Genomic DNA, 20,510 nt, shown 5'->3' on the forward strand with positions numbered 1-20,510 from the left:
AGGGAACTGCCGTGTTAAACCGTTATCCTTTGTGGAAGTACATCATGCTGGTCGTCGTGATTCTCGTCGGCCTGCTTTACGCACTTCCCAACCTGTATGGTGAGGATCCGGCTGTTCAAATCACTGGCGCGCGCGGTGTCGCCGCCAGTGAGCAAACGCTGATCCAGGTCCAGAACACCTTAAAAGAAGAAAAAATTACCGCTAAGTCTGTGGCACTGGAAGAGGGCGCAATTCTTGCGCGCTTCGACTCCACTGACGTCCAGCTGCGCGCTCGCGAAGCGCTGGTGGGCGTGCTGGGTGATAAATACGTCGTGGCGCTGAACCTTGCTCCTGCTACGCCGCGCTGGTTAGCTGCTCTGCATGCGGAGCCGATGAAACTCGGCCTCGACCTGCGTGGCGGCGTTCACTTCCTGATGGAAGTGGATATGGATACCGCGCTCGGTAAACTGCAGGAACAGAATATCGATGGCCTGCGCAGCGATCTGCGCGAAAAAGGCATTCCATATACTACCGTTCGCAAAGAGGCTAACTACGGCCTCAGCATCACCTTCCGCGACAGCGCGGCACGCTCTCAGGCGATTGATTATCTGGCGCCGCGTCACCGCGACCTGGTGATCTCAAGCCAGGGCGACAACCAGTTGCGCGCGGTAATGACCGACGAACGTCTGAAAGAAGCGCGTGAATATGCGGTTCAGCAGAACATCAACATTCTGCGTAACCGTGTTAACCAACTGGGCGTCGCCGAGCCGGTGGTACAGCGTCAGGGCGCTGACCGTATCGTGGTTGAACTGCCGGGTATTCAGGATACCGCACGCGCGAAAGAGATCCTCGGCGCGACCGCGACCCTGGAATTCCGTCTGGTCAACACTAACGTCGATCAGTCCGCGGCGGCGTCTGGCCGTGTGCCGGGCGATTCCGAGGTGAAATCCACCCGAGAGGGTCAGCCGGTTGTTCTGTACAAACGCGTGATCCTGACCGGTGACCATATCACTGACTCCACCTCCAGCCAGGATGAGTACAACCAGCCGCAGGTGAACATTTCGCTCGACAGCGCGGGTGGCAACATCATGTCTAACTTCACCAAGGACAACATCGGTAAGCCGATGGCGACCCTGTTTGTGGAGTACAAAGACAGCGGTAAGAAAGATGCCAACGGCCGTGCGGTGCTGGTGAAAGAGGAAGAGGTGATTAACATCGCCAATATCCAGTCCCGTCTGGGTAACAGCTTCCGTATCACCGGGATCAGTAACCCGACCGAAGCGCGTCAGCTGTCGCTGCTGCTGCGTGCGGGCGCGCTGATTGCACCGATTCAGATCGTTGAAGAGCGTACCATTGGCCCGACTCTGGGTCTGCAGAACATCCAGCAGGGCCTCGAAGCCTGTCTGGCCGGTCTGGCGGTTTCTATCATCTTCATGATCTTCTTCTATAAGAAGTTTGGTCTGATCGCGACGAGTGCGCTGGTGGCGAACCTGATCCTGATTGTCGGCGTGATGTCGCTGCTGCCTGGCGCGACGCTGAGTATGCCGGGGATTGCGGGTATCGTGCTAACCCTTGCGGTGGCCGTCGACGCCAACGTACTGATCAACGAACGTATCAAAGAAGAGTTGAGCAACGGGCGGACGATCCAACAGGCTATCGACGAAGGGTATCGTGGGGCGTTTAGCTCGATTTTCGATGCGAACATCACGACGCTGATTAAAGTGATTATCCTGTACGCTGTGGGTACCGGGGCCATTAAAGGCTTCGCAATCACCACTGGTATCGGTGTCGCGACGTCCATGTTTACCGCTATCGTCGGTACCCGTGCCATCGTGAACCTGTTGTACGGCGGCAAGCGCATTAAAAAGCTGTCTATCTGAGGAGTGCGTTGTGGCACAGGAATATACAATTGAACAATTGAACCACGGCCGTAAAGTCTGGGACTTTATGCGCTGGGACTACTGGGCTTTCGGCATCTCAGGTTTGCTGCTCGTGCTGGCTATCGTCGTGATGGGCGTACGCGGGTTTAACTGGGGTCTCGATTTCACCGGTGGTACGGTTATCGAAATCACGCTGGAAAAACCAGCGGATATGGACCAGATGCGTGAAGCGCTGGAAAAAGCAGGCTTTGCTGAACCGCAACTGCAGAACTTCGGCAGCAGCCGCGACATCATGGTGCGTATGCCGCCAGAGCATGACGCGAGCGGCAGTCAGGCGCTGGGCAGCAAAGTGGTAAGCGTTATCAACGAGTCCACCAGCCAGAACGCGACGGTGAAGCGTATTGAGTTTGTGGGCCCGAGCGTCGGGGCGGATCTCGCTCAGACTGGTGCGATGGCGTTGATGGCCGCGCTGCTGTCTATCCTGGTGTACGTCGGCATCCGCTTTGAGTGGCGTCTGGCGGCAGGGGTCGTTATCTCGTTGCTGCACGACGTTATCATCACCCTTGGCGTGTTGTCGCTGTTCCATATCGAAATCGACCTGACCATTGTGGCATCGCTGATGTCGGTCATCGGTTACTCGCTGAACGACAGCATCGTGGTCTCTGACCGTATCCGTGAGAACTTCCGCAAGATCCGCCGCGGTACGCCTTACGAGATCTTCAACGTGTCGCTGACCCAGACGCTGCACCGTACGTTGATTACCTCCGGGACAACCTTAATGGTTATCCTGATGCTGTACCTCTTCGGGGGGCCGGTGCTGGAAGGCTTCTCTCTGACCATGCTTATCGGTGTCACCATCGGTACCGCATCGTCCATCTACGTGGCTTCGGCGCTGGCGCTGAAACTGGGCATGAAGCGTGAGCACATGCTGCAGCAGAAAGTGGAGAAAGAAGGGGCGGATCAACCGTCAATTCTGCCTTAACCGCGTGAAAACAGGCTGAATGAAATCCCGGTCATCTGATCGGGATTTTTTTTTGCACACTCCTGACACTATGCTGTCAGGAGCCCTGTCATAGACTCCTCCTGTACCCACCCAACGACTGGAGTCACTATGAACAACATCATCAACTGGTTTGAAATCCCGACCACCGATCTGAAACGCGCCATGGCATTCTACGAGCCGGTCATGCAGCTTTCGCTGCGCTATGAAAACATGTCAGGTGTAGAGATGGCGATATTTCCGTATCAGGATCCAGCCACTGGCGGCGCCCTGGTGAAGTTTGAACATTTCACGCCATCCGCACAGGGTTGTATTCTCTATCTACACACCTCTGATCTGAAAGCGACGCTGGAACGCGTGGCAGCCGCGGGCGGTGAGTGTGTCTTTGGTCCGCTGGAATTACCCAATGACATTGGTACTATTGCCCTGTTTATGGACAGCGAAGGCAACCGCATTGGCCTGCATCAGCCACCACTTTAACGTCTGACCCGGAGAGAATATGTCCCGACGCGCCGACCGACTCTTTCAGATTGTACAGATCCTGCGTGGCAGGAGGCTGACGACGGCGGCGCTGTTGGCAGAGCGTCTGGGCGTCTCCGAACGGACGATTTACCGCGATATCCGCGATCTGTCTATTTCCGGTGTGCCAGTGGAAGGCGAGGCCGGAAGCGGCTACCGGTTGATGGATGGCTTTGACCTGCCGCCGCTAATGCTGACCACCCGCGAATCGGAAGCGCTGGTGGTGGCAATTCGTCTGCTGAAAACCTGGGGTGGCGAAACACTGTCATTGTCGCTGGAATCGGCACAGGAAAAGATCCTCGCGATCCTGCCGGAAGAGAGTCGACGCAAAGCGGAACAAACGCGCATTTTTGCCCCCGATCTCGGCTTGCAGTCGCACTCCCGCAGCGTGTTCGATCAAATCCATCACGCGATCTCCGCGCAGCAGGTGCTGGCGCTGCATTATCGGGATGAGTCGGGGCAACTGTCATGGCGCAACGTGCAGCCGCTGGGGCTGTTTTTCTGGGGGGAGCACTGGTTGCTGGTGACCTGGTGTGAACGGCGGGAGGATTATCGCTGCTTCCGGCTCGATCGCTGCCTGAATATCACCACCCTGGACAGGCGCTTCAGTGAACAGGCAGATCGTTCGCTCAGCGACTTTTTACGCAAGGTAAAGCGGGTCGACACGCATTAAAAAAGCCAGCGCGAAGGCTGGCTCTTTCCTGTTGGACGGGGATTAGAAGTTGTAACCCACGACCAGATAACCACCCCAGCCGGTAGAACGAACGCTGAAGTCGCCTTTGCCGAAGTTCAGGCTGGCATCGTCCGCCCACTGACCGCCGTTGTGCCAGTAACGGGCAACAACAGAGTAATGCCAGTGATCGTAGTTCAGCGCCAGGATGTGACTGGAGGCGATGGAGTTGCTGGTACGCGCGTGCTTCCCGTTGTTGTCGTAGAAGTTATCGTCGCCCAGGTCAGAACCCCAGTCAAAGTTGGTGAAGCCGATATAGCTCAGCTGACCGCCCCACAGTTGGGTGATCGGCACGAAGTATTTCACTTTGAAACGGTAGCCGTCCCATTCGTTTTCGTTGGACGCGCCATAGTTCTGCCACTGGTATTTCGCATACACGTTCAGCGACAGGCTCATCGGCAGACCGGTTTCAACGTCAGTACCCAGACCCATGTACCAGGTGCTTTGCTCCTGAGAGTCATTGCGGCCCATATCGTAGATATAGTTATTCGCGAAATACCACTCTTTGAACGGACCAAACGCCAGGCTGGTGCCGGTCAGTTTATCAATGGAGAAACGCGGTTCGATTTCCATAAACAGCGGGGAACCGTTGTTCCAGATACCTTTGGCTTCGGTGTTACCACCGAAGAAGACCGGCGCATCGATGTAACCATAGAAATCAAACCAGTCTTTTTTGGCAAAGGCTTCATATTCAAGGTATGTATCGTTGCGGATCAGCGGTCCGAAGCGGGTGTGATAGCTGCCTACCACGTTAACGCTCTGGTGCCACCAGTCGGAGAGATACTGCGGTTTATCATTTTCTGCCGCGCTGGCAGTGAAAGAAGCGGAAAGCGCAAGTGCAGCACCGGCTGCCAGTAATGTTTTTTTCATAATTTTGCCACTGATTAAAAACCCCTGAGCGGGAGTGAAAAGAGTTGTTTTAACGTTTCTGAATGTTTCGTGTTTCTGGGTGCCTATTATAGAAATCATTGCTCACAAAAATATGTCTTGTTTCACAGATCTCTCATTCACGTAATCGATTGCGTTCACGTTTGCGTGCTTTGGCTGGCCGGGATTGTACTGAGATTGTTAAAAGTTGCAAATTGTTAGCGGCGGAAATGAAGATTTACGCAGACGGACTGGCGAGTATTTGCACAAAAATAACCGGATGGCAGTGGCGCCATCCGGTTATTGAGTGAAGGGGTTAAGGCTGAACGGCAGGCTGGATATCGTGAATGCGCACGAAACCTAACTGATCCGGCGTAATGCCGTTGAGCTGAAGGGGAATATCCACATCGCTTGGCGCCAGCACACTGGCCGGAGCGTTGATCAACTGGTTCTGCACGTTAACTTCCTGAAAATTTTCCGTGGTGCCCTGGATTTGGCCCCATTCGACGGTGCCGCTAAATGCGGGCAGCGGATCGTTCGATTCACCCTGAATGCGCAGCGTCACCCGGGTACCCTGGGCATTCTGCGCCGCGTTCAGCAGCGACATCCGCAGGGTGCCGATCTGGCTCTCAAGGCGTGCGGGCGTGTTGGAGCCCGGCAGCAAATAGACGCCATTGCTGGACTGTGCATTTAGCCGATTCTGCTGGGTAATTTTTACCGTTTCCTTGTTGAGCTGCGTCATCTCTTTATTCAGCGTGCTCACATTTTGATGCATTTCGCGCACTTCACTTTGCTGCGCGCAGGCGCTGAGGGAAAAGAGGCTTCCCACCAGGAGAATTCTTAGGTAACGTCTTGTCTTCATCTCATTTTTCCTTGAAACCATCGTTGGCTTAATGGTAGCCAGCAAAGCACTTTCTGACATCTGCTGTTTGTCTCAAAAAGCGCTCTTCCTTTGTTGTCGGGTCAGAACAGGGTAAAATGGATTTCAGTTAATTCGACAATCAGGACGCGCTATGCATTGCCCATTTTGTTTCGCCGTAGATACAAAAGTCATCGATTCACGTCTGGTGGGTGAAGGCTCGTCGGTTCGTCGCCGTCGGCAGTGTCTGGTGTGCAACGAACGTTTCACCACGTTTGAAGTGGCTGAACTGGTTATGCCGCGGGTGGTGAAAAGTAATGACGTCCGCGAGCCGTTTAATGAAGATAAACTGCGCAGCGGCATGCTGAAAGCGCTGGAAAAACGCCCGGTCAGCTCCGACGATGTCGAAATCGCGCTAAACCATATTAAATCGCAGCTGCGCGCCTCCGGCGAGCGTGAAGTGCCGAGCAAAATGATCGGCAATCTGGTGATGGAGCAACTGAAGAAGCTCGATAAAGTCGCCTACATCCGCTTTGCGTCGGTGTACCGCAGCTTTGAGGATATCAAAGAGTTCGGCGAAGAGATCGCCCGTTTACAGGATTAAGCCATGTCGGATGAAATTTACATGGCGCGGGCGCTGAAACTGGCGCAGCGCGGTCGTTTCACCACGCATCCCAATCCCAACGTGGGGTGCGTCATTGTTAATCATGGCGAGATCGTTGGCGAAGGGTTTCACTATCGTGCGGGTGAACCGCATGCCGAAGTACATGCGTTGCGCATGGCCGGTGAAAAGGCGAAAGGCGCGACCGCCTATGTCACCCTGGAGCCGTGCAGCCATCACGGGCGCACGCCGCCGTGCTGCGATGCGTTAATTGCCGCCGGAGTGTCGCGGGTTGTCGCTGCCATGCAGGATCCTAACCCGCAAGTCGCCGGTCGCGGTCTGCACCGCCTGAAACAGGCGGGTATAGAGGTCAGTCACGGGCTGATGATGAGTGAGGCCGAGGCGCTGAACAAAGGCTTCCTGAAGCGCATGCGCACCGGTTTTCCCTATATTCAGCTCAAGCTTGGCGCGTCGCTGGATGGCCGCACCGCGATGACCAGCGGCGAAAGCCAGTGGATCACATCGCCCGCCGCCCGCCGTGACGTGCAACGGCTGCGGGCGCAAAGCCACGCCATTCTGACCACCAGCGCGACCGTGCTGGCGGACGACCCGGCGCTTACCGTGCGCTGGGACGAATTAGACAGCCAGTCTCAGGCCATTTATCCGCAAGAAAATCTGCGTCAGCCGCTGCGTATTGTGCTCGATCGTCGCGGGCAGGTGACGCCGGAACACCGCATTGTGCAGCAGGCGGGAGAAACCTGGCTGGTGCGCGCGCAGGAAGATGGTCGTCACTGGCCGGAAAACGTCCGTTCGCTGCTGATGTCTGAGCATAACGGGCATCTCGACCTGGTATTATTGATGATGCAATTGGGCAAAGCGCAAATTAACAGTCTGTGGGTGGAAGCCGGGGCGACCTTTGCCGGGGCGTTATTACAGGCAGGCCTGGTCGATGAGCTGATTGTCTACCTTGCGCCTACACTGTTAGGCAGTGATGCCCGTGGATTATGCGCGCTGCCGGGGCTTGAGAAACTGGCTGACGCCCCCCATTTGAAATTCAACGAGATACGTCGGGTCGGCCCTGATCTGTGTCTGCATTTGACGCCTGCGACATAAAGTAAGCAGTGCACAAAAGATTATGATAAAATCCGCCCCCCTGCGGGGCCATAATGAACCCGTAAAGGAAAAGTATGAACATTATCGAAGCACCCGTTGCTACCCCAGATGCCCGCGTTGCCATCACCATTGCGCGTTTCAATAACTTCATCAATGACAGCCTGCTGGACGGTGCGATTGACGCCCTGAAACGTATTGGCCAGGTCAAAGATGAAAATATTACCGTGGCGTGGGTGCCGGGCGCGTATGAACTGCCGCTGGCCGCGAGCGTAATGGCGAAGACCGGTAAATTTGATGCGGTTATCGCGCTGGGTACGGTGATCCGCGGCGGTACTGCGCACTTCGAATATGTGGCCGGTGGTGCGAGCAATGGCCTGGCGCACGTCGCTCAGGATTGCGATATCCCGGTTGCTTTCGGTGTTCTGACCACTGAAAGCATTGAACAAGCCATCGAACGTGCTGGCACTAAAGCCGGTAACAAAGGTGCAGAAGCTGCACTGACCGCGCTTGAAATGATTAATGTATTGAAAGCCATCAAGGCCTGATTTTTTTGTAAGGGGAATTCCGTGAAACCTGCTGCTCGTCGCCGCGCCCGTGAGTGTGCTGTCCAGGCGCTTTACTCCTGGCAGTTGTCCAAAAACGACATCGCTGATGTTGAATACCAGTTCCTGGCGGAACAGGACGTGAAAGACGTTGATGTTCTGTATTTCCGTGAACTGCTAACCGGAGTGGCGACTAACAGCGCGTACCTCGACGGCCTGATGAAGCCGTATCTGTCCCGTCTGCTTGAAGAGCTGGGCCAGGTTGAGAAAGCGGTGCTGCGCATTGCGCTTTTCGAACTGTCTAAACGTGCTGATGTGCCGTACAAAGTGGCTATCAACGAAGCCATCGAACTGGCGAAAACCTTCGGTGCCGAGGACAGCCACAAGTTCGTCAACGGCGTGCTGGATAAAGCAGCGCCGGTAATTCGCCCCCACAAAAAGTAATCGACAGGCCGGGGATTGAGCGTCAGCTCTTCATCTCCGGCTTTTTTATTTCTTCTGCTGAGGCATAACGTATGGCATGCGGTGAATTTTCCCTGATTGCCCGTTATTTTGATCGCGTGAGAAGCTCTCGTCTCGACGTCGATACAGGCATCGGCGACGATTGTGCTCTCCTCAATATTCCGGACAAACAAACGCTGGCGATCAGCACAGATACGCTGGTTTCTGGCATCCATTTCTTACCCGATATCGATCCTGCTGACCTGGCGTATAAAGCGCTGGCGGTGAATCTGAGCGATCTGGCGGCGATGGGCGCGGATCCGGCGTGGCTGACGCTGGCGCTGACACTGCCGACGGTCGATGAACCCTGGCTGCAGGCCTTCAGCGACAGCCTGTTTGAACAGCTCAATTATTACGATATGCAACTGATTGGCGGCGATACCACGCGTGGTCCGCTGTCGATGACGCTGGGTATCCACGGTTTTGTGCCGCTGGGCCGTGCGCTGAAACGCTCAGGGGCGAAACCGGGCGACTGGATTTGCGTCACCGGCACGCCGGGCGACAGCGCGGCGGGGCTGGCGATTTTGCAGGATCGCCTGCAGGTGAAAGACGCTGATGACGCCCGCTATCTGAAACAGCGGCATTTGCGGCCTGTGCCGCGCATTCTGCATGGTCAGGCACTGCGCGATCTCGCCAGCTCGGCTATCGACCTTTCTGATGGCCTGATTTCCGATCTCGGTCATATCCTGAAAGCCAGCCGCTGCGGTGCGCGACTCGATCTCAATGCGCTGCCGTATTCTGATGCCATGCAGCGCCATGTCGATCCGGAGCAGGCGCTGCGTTGGGCGCTGTCAGGCGGAGAAGATTACGAACTTTGCTTCACGGTGCCGGAGCTGAATCGTGGCGCGATGGATGTCGCCATCGGGCATCTGGGCGTTCCGGTCACCTGCATCGGGCAGATCAGCGCGGAGGTGGAAGGGCTGCATTTCCAGCGCGATGGCAAAAATATTACGCTGGACTGGAAAGGGTACGATCATTTTGACTCGCACTAAAGATGTTGCCAAAAGCCGCCTGAACTTGCTTAATCCCTGGCATTTACTGGCAACAGGATTCGGCAGTGGCTTAAGCCCGATTGTTCCGGGCACGATGGGGTCGCTGGCGGCGATCCCGTTCTGGTATCTGATGACCTTTCTGCCGTGGCAGCTCTATTCACTGGTGGTGATGCTGGGGATCTGCATCGGTGTTTATCTCTGTCACCAGACGGCGAAAGACATGGGCGTACACGATCACGGCAGTATCGTCTGGGATGAGTTCATCGGCATGTGGATCACGCTGATGGCGCTGCCAACCAACGACTGGCAATGGGTCGCGGCAGGGTTTGTGATTTTCCGTATTTTCGATATGTGGAAACCGTGGCCGATCCGCTGGTTTGATCGTAACGTCCACGGCGGTATGGGGATCATGGTGGATGATATCGTCGCCGGGATTATCTCCGCCGGGATTTTGTATCTGATAGGCCATCACTGGCCGATTGGGCTGTTTTAAATGAGTGCCGGGTGGCGGCTCCGCCTTACCCGGCCTACGGTTCCACAGGCCCGATAAGCGAAGCGCTATCGGGCAAAAAAACTATTTAAACCCGACCACCGGGTGCGGCTGGTACGGCGTTTCCAGTTCGGCGATCTGCTCCGGTTTCAGCGTAATATCGACCGCATTCAACAACTCTTCAAGCTGTTCTTTCCTGGATGTTCCAATAATCGGTGCCGCCACGCCCGGTTTACTCAGCAGCCATGCCAGCGCGACCTGCGCGCGGGTGGCGCCAAGATCGTCGGCAATCACGGCCAGTCGTTCGGCGATTTGCGCGTCATTGTCTTCCGTGGTGCTGTAGAGGGTTTTACCGAACTCATCCGACACTATCCGCGCCGTCGTTTCTCCCCACGGACGGGTTAAGCGTCCGCGCGCCAGCGGACTCCATGGGATCACCGCCACACCTTCTTTGTAGCACAGCGGCAGCATCTCCCGCTCTTCTTCGCGGTAAATCAGGTTGTAGTGATCCTGCATGGTGACGAACGGCGCCCAGCCGTGCTGCGCCTGTAAAGCGAGCGCCTGAGCAAACTGTGACGGGTGCATAGAAGAGGCGCCGATGTAACGCGCTTTACCGGCTTTAACCACGTCATTCAGCGCTTCGAGGGTCTCTTCGATCGGGGTGTTATAATCCCAGCGGTGGATTTGCAGCAGATCAACATACTCCATGCCGAGACGCTTCAGGCTGTCGTCGATGGAACGCAGGATCTGGGCGCGGGACAGACCTTCCGCTAAATCACCAACCTGATGAAAAACTTTGGTGGCGACCACGATGTCGTCACGGCGGGCAAAATCACGCAGCGCGCGGCCGACAATCTCTTCACTGCTGCCGTCAGAGTAACTGTTTGCGGTGTCAAAAAAGTTGATGCCGCCTTCCAGCGCCCGCTTGATGATCGGGCGGCTGCTCTCTTCCGGCAGCGTCCAGGCATGTCTGCCGCGATCGGGCTCACCGAACGTCATGCAGCCGAGGCAAAGACGGGAAACCTTAAGATCTGTTTTTCCTAACGTATTGTATTTCATGGTTCCACTCCTGCTGGTGGCTCAAAAAATGTACCATTAAGCATAGCAGGAGCGGAAAGGGGGAGGGATTATGCCAGCCAGGAGGTGATTTTCGCTTCAATCCCCGTGGCATCGAGGCCGATTTCCGTGCGCGCTTCTTCTTGCGTGCCTTGCGGAATAAAGAAATCCGGCAGACCCAGATTCAGCACCGGAACGGGCTTGCGATGGGCCATCAGAACTTCGTTAACGCCGCTACCTGCACCACCCATAATAGCGTTTTCTTCCAGCGTGACCAGCACTTCATGTTGCTCCGCCATGGCCAGAATCAGCTGTTCATCCAGTGGCTTAACGAAGCGCATGTCGACCAGTGTCGCGTTCAGTTTTTCAGCCACCGCCGTCGCTTCCGGCAACAGCGTACCGAAATTGAGGATGGCCAGCTTTTCGCCTTCGCGTTTAATAATGCCTTTCCCCAGCGGCAGTTTCGCCAGCGGCTGGAGCTCAGCCCCCGTACCGTTGCCACGTGGATAACGCACCGCACAAGGACCGTCGCTGTAGTGGTAACCGGTGTAGAGCATCTGGCGACATTCGTTTTCGTCGCTCGGCGTCATGATAACCATCTCCGGGATGCAGCGCAGGAAAGAGAGATCAAACGCGCCCTGGTGCGTCTGACCATCGGCGCCGACAATGCCCGCGCGATCGATAGCAAACATCACCGGCAGTTTCTGGATAGCCACATCGTGGATCACCTGGTCGTAAGCGCGCTGCAGGAAGGTGGAGTAAATTGCCACCACCGGCTTGTAACCGCCAATCGCCAGGCCCGCGGCGAAAGTGACTGCGTGTTGCTCGGCAATGGCTACGTCAAAATACTGATCCGGGTATTTTTTGGAAAACTCAACCATTCCGGAGCCTTCACGCATGGCGGGCGTGATAGCCATTAATTTGTCGTCTTTCGCGGCGGTTTCGCACAACCAGTCGCCGAAAATTTTCGAATAGCTCGGCAGGCCGCCGCTGCTTTTCGGTAGTTTTCCGCTGGTATGGTCAAATTTTGGCACCGCATGGAAGGTAATCGGGTCTTTTTCGGCAGGCTCATAGCCGCGCCCTTTTTTGGTCATGATGTGCAAAAACTGCGGGCCTTTCAGGTCACGCATATTTTTGAGCGTACTGACCAGCCCCAGCACATCGTGTCCGTCTACCGGGCCGATGTAGTTGAAGCCCAGCTCTTCAAACAGCGTGCCGGGCACCACCATCCCTTTGATATGTTCTTCGGTGCGTTTGAGCAGCTCTTTAATCGGCGGTACGCCGGAGAAGACCTTTTTGCCGCCTTCGCGCAGAGTGGAATAGAGTTTGCCAGAGAGCAGTTGCGCCAGGTGGTTGTTCAGCGCGCCGACGTTTTCGGAAATCGACATTTCGTTGTCGTTGAGGATCACCAGCATATCCGGTTTGATATCGCCCGCGTGGTTCATCGCCTCAAACGCCATACCGGCAGTAATCGCGCCATCGCCGATCACGCAGACCGTCCGGCGTTGTTTACCTTCTTTCGCGGCCGCAATCGCGATACCGCTGCCAGCGGAAATGGACGTTGACGAGTGGCCGACGCTCAGCACGTCATACTCGCTCTCACCGCGCCACGGGAACGGGTGCAAACCGCCTTTCTGACGAATAGTGCCGATCCGATCGCGACGCCCGGTCAGGATTTTGTGTGGATAGGCCTGATGCCCGACATCCCACACCAGCTGATCAAACGGGGTGTTATAGACGTAATGCAACGCCACGGTGAGTTCCACCGTGCCAAGCCCGGAGGCGAAATGCCCGCTGGAACGGCTCACACTGTCGAGCAGGTAACGACGCAGTTCGTCGCACAATTTCGGCAGGCTCTCTTTCGGCAGCAGGCGCAGCTCTTGAGTCGAGTCCACCAGCGCCAGCGTCGGGTATTTGGCAATATCAAAGCTCATCAGAAACTCATCGTGGTTCTAGTGTTTATTTATCACGCTGGATTATATAGTCCGCAAGCGCTTCCAGTGCCGTGGTATCCAGTGATTGGGCGGCCAGCTGGTTCAGCGACTGGCGGGCATCTTCAATCAAATCACGGGCTTTCGTCCGGGCCTGCTCCAGGCCCAGCAGTGCGGGATAGGTGCTCTTACCGAGCTGCTGGTCAGCGCCCTGGCGCTTTCCAAGCGTGGCAGTATCCCCCACCACATCAAGAATGTCATCCTGAACCTGGAATGCCAGGCCGATGCTTTGCGCGTAGCGATCCAGTACCGGCAGGACGGAACGGCCGCGTTCTCCGGCGCTCAGCGCCCCGAGACGGACAGCCGCGCGGATCAGCGCGCCAGTCTTGTGGCGGTGAATACGTTCCAGGGCGGCGAGATCCACATGCTGGCCTTCGGCAGCGAGATCCAGCGCCTGACCACCACACATGCCAGCCACGCCGCTGGCCTGCGCCAGTTCAGAAATCATCGCCAGCCGATCGCGATCGCTGACGTCGGTCATCGGTGCATCGCTGAGAATTGAAAATGCCAGCGTCTGCAGGGCATCACCCGCCAGAATGGCGTTCGCTTCGCCGAATTTAATATGACAGGTAGGTTGCCCGCGGCGTAAATCGTCATCATCCATCGCCGGAAGATCATCATGCATCAGCGAATAGGCATGAATGCATTCCACCGCGGCGGCCGGGGCATCAAGGGTTTCCAGGCTGACGCCGAACATACTGCCGGTCGCGTATACCAGGAACGGGCGCAGCCGCTTTCCCCCTAATAATGCACCGTAGTGCATGGCTTCAACCAGCGGAGTGTTCTGAAACGGCTGCGGATCGATAAAGCGATGCAGGGCGTCATTCGCCCGAACCACGCACGCCTGTAATTGTTGCGAAAAATCCATTACTCAGCGTCCGGGGTGAAAGGAGACAGTGGGGCCTCTTCGCTTTCCGCCAGCAGGATTTGCACACGCTGCTCGGCCTGTTGCAGTTTACTTTGCCCCTGACGCGCCAGCTGGACGCCGCGCTCAAATTCATTCAGCGCCTCTTCCAGCGGAAGCTCACCGCTTTCCAGGCGAGTGACGATTTGCTCAAGCTCATTCAGCGCAGTTTCAAAGCTGGCCGGGGCTTCATTTTTCTTTGGCATAGTGAATGTTTGACTCTGTTTTAGGGCGACCACGCTATGGTAACGAAGTCAGGTCGCTAAGCAAATAACGCATAATGGTAACGCGCAGGTTGGTGACGAAGGTGATATACTCCCGCGCCTGGATGCAGCTTCAGGTATGGGCTGCAATATTTTTTGTCATGCAAACCCAGAGTTTGCCAACGAACCATTACCGCCATGAAGTTTATCATTAAATTGTTCCCGGAAATCACAATCAAAAGCCAATCTGTGCGTTTGCGCTTTATTAAGATGCTAACCGGGAATATTCGTAACGTTCTGAAGCACTACGACGAGACGCTTGCCGTTGTTCGCCACTGGGATCACATCGAAGTCCGCGCGAAAGACGAAAACCAGCGTCCTGCCATCCGCGACGCGCTGACCCGTATCCCCGGTATCCACCATATTCTTGAAGTCGAAGATGTGCCGTTCACCTCGATGCACGATATCTTCGAGAAAACGCTGGATGCCTGGCGTGAGAAACTGGAAAACAAAACCTTTTGCGTGCGCGTAAAACGTCGCGGTAAGCATGAGTTTAGCTCCATTGAAGTGGAACGTTATGTCGGCGGCGGTCTGAATCAGCACGTTGAGTCCGCGCGCGTGAAGCTGACGAACCCGGACGTCACGGTCAATCTGGAGATTGAAGATGATCGTCTGCTGCTGGTGAAAGGGCGCTACGAAGGCATTGGCGGTTTCCCTATCGGTACGCAGGAAGATGTCCTGTCACTGATTTCCGGCGGTTTCGACTCCGGTGTTTCCAGTTATATGCTGATGCGTCGCGGTTGCCGCGTGCATTACTGCTTCTTTAACCTCGGCGGCGCGGCACATGAAATCGGTGTTCGTCAGGTGGCGCACTATCTGTGGAACCGCTTTGGCAGCTCGCATCGCGTGCGTTTCGTGGCGATCAATTTTGAGCCAGTGGTCGGCGAGATCCTCGAAAAAGTCGATGACGGCCAGATGGGCGTGGTGCTGAAACGCATGATGGTCCGTGCGGCGTCAAAAGTGGCTGAACGTTACGGCGTGCAAGCGCTGGTGACCGGCGAAGCGCTGGGGCAGGTCTCCAGCCAGACGCTGACCAACCTGCGCCTTATTGATAACGTGTCTGACACGCTGATCCTGCGCCCGCTGATTTCCTACGATAAAGAGCACATCATCAACCTGGCGCGTGAAATCGGCACCGAAGACTTTGCCCGTACAATGCCGGAATACTGCGGCGTGATTTCGAAAAGCCCGACCGTGAAGGCGGTAAAAGCGAAGATCGAAGCGGAAGAAGCGAACTTTGATTTCAGCATCCTCGATACCGTGGTTGCCGAAGCCAGCAATGTGGATATCCGCGACATCGCGCAGCAGACCGGTGAGGAAGTCGTCGAAGTTGAAACCGTGAAGGGTTTCGGTGCGAACGATGTGATCCTTGATATTCGTTCCATTGACGAGCAGGACGACAAGCCGCTGAAAGTGGAAGGCATTGATGTGGTATCGCTGCCGTTCTACAAGCTGAGCACCCAGTTCGGCAATCTCGATCAGAGCAAAACCTGGCTGCTGTGGTGTGAGCGTGGTGTGATGAGTCGCCTGCAGGCGCTCTACCTGCGTGAGCAGGGCTTTACCAACGTGAAAGTGTATCGTCCTTAATTCGTTGTGCCGGGTGGCGGCTGCGCCTTACCCGGCCTACGGACGTTGTAGGCCCGGCAAGCATAGCGCCGCCGGGCAAAACCTACTCGTAATAGTTATAGATCCCCGCCGCCATCACCAGTTGTGACGCCACCTCGTGCGCTTTCTCACGGCCGACCAGCAGATCAATAATCTTCAGCGCAAAATCAATCGCCGTGCCCGGCCCCTGGCTGGTGAGCAGATTCACCCGCGGATCCCAGACCACGCGTTTATCCTGCCATTGCTCATCGGGAATCGTCGCTTTAAGCCCCGGATAACCGGTCATATTGGCAATGGGAAAGAGATCGTGCGGCACCAGTACCGTCCCGGCGGCGGCACAGATTGCCGCGACGATGCGCCCGGAGAGATGAAACTGCCTGACGGTCTCCACCAGTAGCGGGCTGTCGCGGAACGCTTCCGCCCCTTTCAGACCGCCAGGCAGGACAATCACGTCATAGTCGCCGTCGGCGACCTGAACCAGCGGCGCATCGGCCAGCAGTTTCACGCCGCGTGAACAGGTTACCGTCAGGTTGCCATCGCTGGCGACGCTGGCCGTGGTGACGGCAATCCCGCCGCGCACCAGTAAATCGATAGTGGTGACCGCTTCGGTCTCTTCACTCCCAGGGGCGAGACATACCAGTGCTGACGCGCTCATATTCATTCTCCTTACGTTTAATCAGTTCGTAGAGTCTGGCGTTTTCCGGCACGCTGATGCCGTGGACGCGCGCACGTTTGAGCAGATAACCATTGATATAGTCTACTTCTGTATGACGCAGAGCCCGAACATCCTGCAGCATCGAGGAGATATTGCCCGCGGTGCTCTCCACCACCTGCCAGACGTAAAAAAGCAGATCGTCCTGGCTGGCGTGATGCCCTTCGCGCTGCATTACCGCGGCCACTTCATGACAAATGGCCGCCACTTCCTGCGGATAGTTCACCAGCGCCCCGTTAGGGCAGTCATAGACCACGGTCAGGGGATTAATGACACAGTTCACCGCCAGTTTTTTCCAGCTCGAGGCGCCCATGTCATCATGCCAGGCGACATCCGGTAACGCGGCCTGCAGCGTATCGGCCAGAAAGCTGTAATCCCGTGCAGCCGCATTGGCCGGGCCAATGTGGGTGGTGCCGTTGGCAACATGAACAATCACATTACCGTCACGGCGCGCCGCGTGCGTCGTCATGCCTGTCAGCAGCGGCTGTTGTATCGCACCCAGTTCATCCAGCGTTCCCATTCCGTTATGCAGCAACAGGACAGGACAACGGGCGGGCAACAGACCGACGAGATTTTTCACCGCCGTTGAGACCTGCCAGGCCTTGAGCGTGACCAGTAAAAGGTCGCTACTTTGCAGAAACTCAGGATCGTTGGCCGTCAGCAGTTCATTGAAGACGCTACCGTCGACTTCCTGCAGGTTCACGCTGCACCACGGTTGTGGGACGCGCAGCCATCCCTGCACTTCATGGCCCTGGCGATGCAACGCATTCAACCAGAGCTGCCCGAGGGCGCCGCATCCCAGCACGGTAATCTTCATTTTTCCTCCTCACCTGCAGCGATCACAGGCGTTATCCCTGTCAGTATAGCGCTATCAGCTATCCTTCAGACACAGGCATAACAGGTTGTGTTATCTCAGGTTGCAGGTATTATGCATCGCATCAAAAAGAGAGGGAGAGTAAAACATGCCATCTTTCGATATTGTTTCTGAGGTTGATATTCAGGAAGCGCGTAATGGCGTTGAAAACGCCGTGCGTGAGGTGGAGACCCGCTTCGACTTCCGTAACGTGGAAGCCACCATTGAACTGAATGAAAAGAATCAGACCATTAAGGTGCTGAGCGAGTCGGATTTCCAGGTCAATCAGTTGCTTGATATCCTGCGCGCAAAACTGCTCAAGCGCGGCATTGAAGGCAGTTCCATTGAGGTGCCGGAAGAGTTTCTGCACAGCGGCAAAACCTGGTCGGTGGAAGCGAAGCTGAAAACCGGCATTGATAGCGCCGTAGCGAAGAAAATCGTTAAGCTGATTAAAGACAGCAAGCTGAAAGTGCAGACGCAAATTCAGGGCGAGGAAATTCGCGTGACGGGCAAATCCCGCGACGATCTGCAATCCGTGATGGCGCTGGTACGCGGCGGTAATCTCGGCCAGCCGTTCCAGTTTAAAAACTTTCGCGATTAATAAAAAAGCGGGTTTTCCCGCTTTTTTTATGCCGGTTTCATCGCCTGCTCAACTTCAAAGCGATTCGTCACTTTGTTGTCGATTTTCACATACACCGTGCGTTCTTTAGGCACCACCAGCGCTTCGCTGACCCCGTTGGTTGCCAGCAAACGTGCCTGAAGCGACTCATCGGCATCAACGTCGTCAGGAATTTCCACCCGCAAGCTGCTGACGTACGGTGGTTCGCTCATTGTCATGGCAACCAGCAGCCAGAGCGTGGCCAGTAACGCGCCCGCTAAAAACACCGTTTGTGAGTCAAAGAACCCGTCGAGCCAGCCACCCAGTGAGCCGCCGATGGCCACGCCGAGGAACTGGCTGGTGGAGTAGACCCCCATCGCCGTGCCTTTATACCCGGCAGGCGACTCTTTGCTGATGAGCGACGGCAGCATCGCTTCCATCAGGTTAAAGGCGAGGAAGAAGATCTGTACGCCCGCCACCAGTTCCCAGAAATAATCGCCCGCACCCCACAGCACGATTTCGGCGATCAACAGGATTGCCACGCAGACCAGAAAGACGCGTTTCATGCGGCGTTTCACTTCCGCATAAATGATAAACGGTACGACGGAAACAAACGAAATCAGCATCGTCACCAGATAGAGTTTCCAGTGCTCTGCGGCAGGAAAACCGGCGGCTTCCAGTTGGCCGGGCAGGGCAACGAACGTCGACATCAACAGAATATGCAGGCACATGATGCCGAAGTTGAGCTTCAGCAGTTTGGGTTCGGCGAGCACCTGGCGGAAGCTGCCTTTGACCATTCCCGATTCGCGGTTCAGTACGTGGCTGCTGCTGTTCGGTACCACCCACAGTGTGAGAGCAATACCGACCATCGCCAGTACGGCAATCATCCAGAACAGGGCGTGCAGGCCCAGCGCATTGGTAATAATTGGCCCGAGCACCATGGCAATGGCGAAGGTAACGCCAAAGCTGACGCCGATAAAGGCCATCGCTTTGGTACGGTTCTGTTCGCGCGTCAGGTCAGACAGCAGCGCCATCACCGCGGCGGCAATGGCACCGGAACCCTGCAGGGCACGACCCAGAATCACCCCCCAGATGGAATGAGACAACGCGGCGATGACACTGCCGAAGGCAAAGACCAGCAACCCACTAACAATCAGCGGCTTGCGACCAATACGATCAGAAAGCAGGCCAAAGGGGATCTGAAAAATGGCCTGCATCAGTCCATAGATGCCGATAGCAATACCAATCAGCGCCTGGCTTGCCCCCTGAAGCGCCATGCCGTAGGTGGTCAGAACAGGCAGAACCATGAACATGCCAAGCATGCGCATTGAGAATACTGTCCCTAAACCCCAGGTCGCGCGCAATTCGACCGGCGTCATTTTAAAATCGTTCATTCCAACCTCAGCGTTTCAATTGCGCATAGTGTAAAGCGGGGAGAGAGCGGGGTAAACAAAGCCTTAGTGAACAAATATTAACCCCATCAATATTTCAGAGTGTCGCTCGGGGGAATTTGATAACGCGCATGAAAAAGGGTGCCGTAGCACCCTTTTTAAACTGTCCTGCCGCTTACCAGACGTAAGTCAGCAGGTGACGAGAATCCGGAACCATAAAGTCGACGGACATCATCACCGACAGCGACGTGATAGCCACGATAGAAAAGACGAACAGTTTACGTGCCCAGACACGGTCATCGGCCACTTTGTAGCCACGCAGCGCCATACCGAGCCACCAGACGCTTACCGCCGCTGCCACCACCAGATATTTATATCCGGCGTAGCCGCCCAGCGAGAGCATCAGCGTCGCCACAGCAAAGGCGATGATGTAAACCGTGATGTGGTTTTTCGCCACAGAGATACCTTTCACGACCGGCAGTACCGGAATGTTCGCCGCCTGATAATCCTTGAAACGGAAAATCGCGATGGCGTAAGAGTGAGGCATCTGCCACAGGCTGAAAATCGCCAGCAGGATCAGTGCGCCGCTGTCAAATTCACCGGTGACCGCGCAGTAGCCAATCACCGGCGGCGCCGCGCCGGAGAGAGAGCCAATCAGCGTGCCATAGACGGAGTGGCGCTTCATGTACAGGCTGTAAACGCCGACATAAACCACGAACCCCATCACCCCCAGCCAGCAGGCCAGAGGGTTGGCGCCAAACCACAGCAGCATGAAGCCAGCAATACCCAACAAGGTGGCGTACACCAGCGAGACCTTTGGTGATATCAGGCCTTTTACCAGCACCCGATTCTTGGTCCTTTCCATCTTCCTGTCGATATCGCGGTCGATGTAGTTGTTGAACACGCAACCTGAAGCCACCACCAGAGAGACCCCGACCAGCGTCCAGACGAACAGCGGGTAATCAATGCTGCCTTTTGAGGCCAGCAGGAAACCGCCGATCACCGAGATCAGGTTGCCAAAGATGATGCCAGGTTTTGTTACTTGCAGGTATTGCTTAAACATA

At 55.8% G+C, this 20,510-nt stretch carries 22 protein-coding genes; 12 read left to right on the plus strand and 10 right to left on the minus strand.

Annotation, left to right across the window (positions count from 1 at the left end):
• The first annotated feature begins 11 nt into the window (after positions 1-11).
• From secD to AOY23_RS16605, 4 genes are all read left to right on the plus strand, one after another.
• Entirely contained in the window at positions 12-1,859 is a 1,848-nt protein-coding gene (gene secD, locus AOY23_RS16590) for a protein translocase subunit SecD (RefSeq protein ID WP_072171038.1), read from the plus strand.
• A gap of 10 nt (positions 1,860-1,869) precedes the next feature.
• Entirely contained in the window at positions 1,870-2,841 is a 972-nt protein-coding gene (gene secF / locus AOY23_RS16595) for a protein translocase subunit SecF (protein WP_038155150.1), read from the plus strand.
• Between the two features lie 129 nt (positions 2,842-2,970).
• Complete coding sequence (locus AOY23_RS16600) at positions 2,971-3,339, plus strand: VOC family protein (RefSeq protein ID WP_054180487.1); 369 nt, start codon at positions 2,971-2,973, stop codon at positions 3,337-3,339.
• Positions 3,340-3,358: 19 nt separating this feature from the next.
• Positions 3,359-4,051, plus strand: a complete 693-nt coding sequence (locus AOY23_RS16605) for a helix-turn-helix transcriptional regulator (protein WP_054180486.1) — start codon at positions 3,359-3,361, stop codon at positions 4,049-4,051.
• 42 nt (positions 4,052-4,093) lie between these two features.
• Here the strand turns inward: AOY23_RS16605 and AOY23_RS16610 are convergent, their stop codons facing one another.
• Both AOY23_RS16610 and AOY23_RS16615 read right to left on the minus strand, forming a co-directional pair.
• A complete protein-coding gene (locus tag AOY23_RS16610; protein WP_054180485.1) occupies positions 4,094-4,978 on the minus strand; it encodes a nucleoside-specific channel-forming protein Tsx in 885 nt (294 codons plus the stop codon).
• A 313-nt stretch (positions 4,979-5,291) separates the two neighbouring features.
• A complete protein-coding gene (locus tag AOY23_RS16615) occupies positions 5,292-5,837 on the minus strand; it encodes a SadB/YajI family lipoprotein (protein ID WP_054180484.1) in 546 nt (181 codons plus the stop codon).
• A 151-nt stretch (positions 5,838-5,988) separates the two neighbouring features.
• Here AOY23_RS16615 and nrdR point away from each other — a divergent pair, with 151 nt between their 5' ends.
• The 6 genes from nrdR to pgpA all read left to right on the plus strand — a co-directional run bounded on the left by nrdR (position 5,989) and on the right by pgpA (position 10,076).
• Positions 5,989-6,438 (plus strand): transcriptional regulator NrdR, encoded by a 450-nt coding sequence (nrdR, locus tag AOY23_RS16620; protein ID WP_038155143.1) that lies wholly within the window; start codon positions 5,989-5,991, stop codon positions 6,436-6,438.
• A gap of 3 nt (positions 6,439-6,441) precedes the next feature.
• Entirely contained in the window at positions 6,442-7,548 is a 1,107-nt protein-coding gene (gene ribD, locus AOY23_RS16625) for a bifunctional diaminohydroxyphosphoribosylaminopyrimidine deaminase/5-amino-6-(5-phosphoribosylamino)uracil reductase RibD (RefSeq protein ID WP_054180483.1), read from the plus strand.
• Between the two features lie 74 nt (positions 7,549-7,622).
• The gene (gene ribH, locus AOY23_RS16630) at positions 7,623-8,093 is read left to right on the plus strand and encodes a 6,7-dimethyl-8-ribityllumazine synthase (protein ID WP_054180482.1); all 471 of its coding nucleotides are present in this window, start codon (positions 7,623-7,625) and stop codon (positions 8,091-8,093) included.
• 21 nt (positions 8,094-8,114) lie between these two features.
• Positions 8,115-8,534 carry a transcription antitermination factor NusB gene (nusB, locus tag AOY23_RS16635; RefSeq protein ID WP_054180481.1) on the plus strand — a complete coding sequence of 140 codons (420 nt, stop codon included), beginning with the start codon at positions 8,115-8,117 and terminating at the stop codon, positions 8,532-8,534.
• A 71-nt stretch (positions 8,535-8,605) separates the two neighbouring features.
• The gene (thiL, locus tag AOY23_RS16640; RefSeq protein ID WP_054180480.1) at positions 8,606-9,583 is read left to right on the plus strand and encodes a thiamine-phosphate kinase; all 978 of its coding nucleotides are present in this window, start codon (positions 8,606-8,608) and stop codon (positions 9,581-9,583) included.
• Entirely contained in the window at positions 9,528-10,076 is a 549-nt protein-coding gene (pgpA, locus tag AOY23_RS16645) for a phosphatidylglycerophosphatase A (RefSeq protein WP_072171044.1), read from the plus strand. The genes thiL and pgpA overlap by 56 nt, the downstream gene beginning before the upstream one ends.
• Before the next feature lie 81 nt (positions 10,077-10,157).
• Here the strand turns inward: pgpA and AOY23_RS16650 are convergent, their stop codons facing one another.
• From AOY23_RS16650 to xseB, 4 genes are all read right to left on the minus strand, one after another.
• On the minus strand, positions 10,158-11,132 hold the full coding sequence (locus AOY23_RS16650; RefSeq protein ID WP_054180478.1) for an aldo/keto reductase: 975 nt from the start codon (positions 11,130-11,132) through the stop codon (positions 10,158-10,160).
• 68 nt (positions 11,133-11,200) lie between these two features.
• Complete coding sequence (gene dxs, locus AOY23_RS16655; protein ID WP_054180477.1) at positions 11,201-13,063, minus strand: 1-deoxy-D-xylulose-5-phosphate synthase; 1,863 nt, start codon at positions 13,061-13,063, stop codon at positions 11,201-11,203.
• Positions 13,064-13,088: 25 nt separating this feature from the next.
• The gene (ispA, locus tag AOY23_RS16660) at positions 13,089-13,988 is read right to left on the minus strand and encodes a (2E,6E)-farnesyl diphosphate synthase (RefSeq protein ID WP_054180476.1); all 900 of its coding nucleotides are present in this window, start codon (positions 13,986-13,988) and stop codon (positions 13,089-13,091) included.
• On the minus strand, positions 13,988-14,230 hold the full coding sequence (xseB, locus tag AOY23_RS16665) for an exodeoxyribonuclease VII small subunit (protein ID WP_054180475.1): 243 nt from the start codon (positions 14,228-14,230) through the stop codon (positions 13,988-13,990). Before xseB ends, ispA begins: the two co-directional genes overlap by 1 nt.
• A gap of 195 nt (positions 14,231-14,425) precedes the next feature.
• Here xseB and thiI point away from each other — a divergent pair, with 195 nt between their 5' ends.
• A complete protein-coding gene (gene thiI, locus AOY23_RS16670; RefSeq protein ID WP_054180474.1) occupies positions 14,426-15,874 on the plus strand; it encodes a tRNA uracil 4-sulfurtransferase ThiI in 1,449 nt (482 codons plus the stop codon).
• Between the two features lie 82 nt (positions 15,875-15,956).
• On the opposite strand, the gene yajL is transcribed toward thiI, so the two are convergent.
• Positions 15,957-16,547 (minus strand): protein deglycase YajL, encoded by a 591-nt coding sequence (yajL, locus tag AOY23_RS16675; protein WP_054180473.1) that lies wholly within the window; start codon positions 16,545-16,547, stop codon positions 15,957-15,959.
• A complete protein-coding gene (gene panE / locus AOY23_RS16680; protein WP_054180472.1) occupies positions 16,507-17,421 on the minus strand; it encodes a 2-dehydropantoate 2-reductase in 915 nt (304 codons plus the stop codon). The genes yajL and panE overlap by 41 nt, the downstream gene beginning before the upstream one ends.
• 145 nt (positions 17,422-17,566) lie before the next feature.
• On the opposite strand from panE, the gene AOY23_RS16685 reads away from it, so the two are divergent.
• Positions 17,567-18,058 carry a YajQ family cyclic di-GMP-binding protein gene (locus AOY23_RS16685; protein WP_038155115.1) on the plus strand — a complete coding sequence of 164 codons (492 nt, stop codon included), beginning with the start codon at positions 17,567-17,569 and terminating at the stop codon, positions 18,056-18,058.
• Positions 18,059-18,084: 26 nt separating this feature from the next.
• Here AOY23_RS16685 and AOY23_RS16690 read toward each other — a convergent pair whose 3' ends face one another.
• Together AOY23_RS16690 and cyoE are read right to left on the minus strand one after the other, a co-directional pair.
• On the minus strand, positions 18,085-19,449 hold the full coding sequence (locus AOY23_RS16690) for an MFS transporter (protein ID WP_054180471.1): 1,365 nt from the start codon (positions 19,447-19,449) through the stop codon (positions 18,085-18,087).
• 172 nt (positions 19,450-19,621) lie between these two features.
• Entirely contained in the window at positions 19,622-20,509 is an 888-nt protein-coding gene (gene cyoE, locus AOY23_RS16695; RefSeq protein ID WP_054180470.1) for a heme o synthase, read from the minus strand.
• Position 20,510: the final 1 nt, after the last annotated feature.

The sequence above is a fragment of the Trabulsiella odontotermitis genome (assembly GCF_001297775.1).
GTDB classification, from domain to species: domain Bacteria; phylum Pseudomonadota; class Gammaproteobacteria; order Enterobacterales; family Enterobacteriaceae; genus Trabulsiella; species Trabulsiella odontotermitis.